This window comes from Mycobacterium simiae (assembly GCF_008370645.1).
Taxonomy (GTDB): domain Bacteria; phylum Actinomycetota; class Actinomycetes; order Mycobacteriales; family Mycobacteriaceae; genus Mycobacterium; species Mycobacterium simiae_A.
This window is the reverse complement of the sequence record NZ_VTZN01000339.1, coordinates 1-2,161: the sequence shown is the minus strand read 5'-3', so window position 1 is coordinate 2,161 and position 2,161 is coordinate 1. Positions and strand designations below refer to the sequence as shown.

General features: G+C 59.6%; 2 protein-coding genes. Both read left to right on the top strand.

Annotated elements, in window-relative coordinates:
* Window positions 1-862 precede the first annotated feature (862 nt).
* A complete protein-coding gene (locus tag F0Q45_RS25530) occupies window positions 863-1,078 on the top strand; it encodes a hypothetical protein (protein ID WP_149656527.1) in 216 nt (71 codons plus the stop codon).
* A gap of 510 nt (window positions 1,079-1,588) precedes the next feature.
* Window positions 1,589-2,161: FAD-dependent oxidoreductase (locus tag F0Q45_RS30400; RefSeq protein ID WP_149656526.1), on the top strand; the 573-nt coding region annotated here is incomplete at its 3' end.

The window sequence follows — 2,161 nt, the reverse complement described above, 5'->3', positions numbered from 1 at the left end:
TCCGCGGCGTCGCCACCGCGGCCAGCGACACCCTGTCGGTGTGACGGATCTGGTGGTGTCCTAGCTGCTATGTAGGCAGGTTTGTCGAGGGGGCATGGGGAAGCGGCGCCCATGACCGTCGTCGTGGACGCCGATTCGGTTGCCGTGGGAACTTCGCGCGGGTGGTGACGAGCGTGTCGGTGTCGACGCGTTGTCAGTCAGGTCTGATGTTCGCGGGTTGGTTGCCAACAGGGCGGACTGTTCCGGCTGGAGCGGATCGCAGGTCTAAACGTCGAGCGTGATCAGCGTGATCTCAGCCCGTTGGGATTACTCATTGTTACCACCGCCTCTACTAGCGCTGCGGCGACATCCCACCGGTCGCTCAACAGGCGGCCTACTACGCTCAAGCTCGGAGACCAGCCGCCGGCTGAATCTCACATCAGGAAGTCTCCGGACTCACCGGGTTCAGCCCTCACTCGTCAATGCACTCTAATTCACGAAGGCCGTTTTGGCGGGCGGTGTGAGAGCGGTCAGATATTTCCCCAGGTTTGGCATTTCCAAACATTTGCCGGTGATCTTGGAGTGTCACTGTCACGAGCTGCAGGGAACAACGCGACGTTGTGGCGTCACAACGTAATGGCGGCTACTCAAGGCCTCGTGGGCGGTGAATCATCACCGATATACACCATTCATCTCACCGAGAGGCTGAAATGGTCGCGGTTGCTAACGACCGGCATTGTCTTCTTGGTTGGCGCGCATTGGGGCTGATGTGGATGCGGGTGGGCGCTTTGGCCGGCAGTGCCAGGGGGCTCGGTTGCAGCAGCGCGCTCGCCCTAAGAATGATTTGCCGCGGTCTGGCCGGTATGCCTGGGGGGGTGTGATGGTGGCTTCGGTCGGGACGGCTGTGCTGTTGTTCGGGTTGATGGTGGTGTTGCCGTCGGTGGTGGCGGCTGTGGAATGCGCGCCGGCGGCGCGGCTGTGCGACAAGGCCAATCCTGGTCAGGTGTTGTTGTCGAATGTGACCCGGGTGATGGCGGGTCGTGGCGGTGAGCATACGTTTCGCTCGGTGGGTGATCTTGAGCTGAAGGCCAACAGATGAGTACCGCGGCGACGACACAAACCTACTTATTGAACGCGATGGTAATTGGCTGTTCTCGGCAGGCGGAAGCCGCGAATCGCCACATCGCGTGCGGAGTCGTCAAGAAGTCCAAGAAGGTGGTGTGGCGGCAAGGCGCGGCGGAGCGCCGCACGAGTCCTGTTGCGGGCCCGGGTACTAAGAGCCGCACCCCATGAGCGAACAACGGCGCAGACCCCAAACTCACGCGCGGGCCGAAGGATCGACCAGTGCGGTTGCTCACGCTCAGCATCCTTTACGAAGGAAAGTGAGATTGTCGCGCGGCGAGTGGATTTCCGATCCCGAATTCGAAAACTCCTCCCACGCGCGCACTCCCGTAGTGTGGGTGACCATCAATCAAAGAGAAATCCTCAACTGCGGTTGCCAGACAGAAGTACCACTGAATTCGATTTCACACCGGGCCGACGGGAGCAAGTGGGTTTCCTGGAATCGGTCCACGTCGTCAGCGCTGACGCTGCCTGAACTTACCCGGGCATGCACACTAAACGATTAGAGACCGTAATGCGCATCGCAATAATTGGCGCCGGACCGGCGGGACTCGCCGCAGCGATCCGGCTCCGTGAGCGAGGATACAACGACGTAAAAATTTATGAGAGCGCAGATCGTGTCGGTGGAAAGGCAATGACAGTCGAGATTGACGGCCGCCATTACGACTTGGGTGCGGTTCTCCTCGGCCAAAGGTATCCACATACTCTAGCTCTGGCGCGCAAATATGATATTCCGCTAATCCCACGAGCCGGCCGACGTGCCGTAATCGATCTGGAGACCGGTCGATGGATGGATATCATCGAGGCACTGAAGTCGCGATATTCCCCGCGCGAATACTTGACCGCGACTGCGCGCGCATGCCGGTATGTGAAGCGGTATCGCAAATACTTTGACACGCCGGGGTTTGCGTTCACAAACTCTCCCGAAGTCGAGGACCTACGGCGCGAAATCTCTATGCCCATATCAGAGTGGGCACGTCGAAAGAATGTAGAGCCAATGCTAGCGCGATGGGAGCCCGCCATTCTAGGTATGGGCTATGGCCCCTACAACTCGATCGCT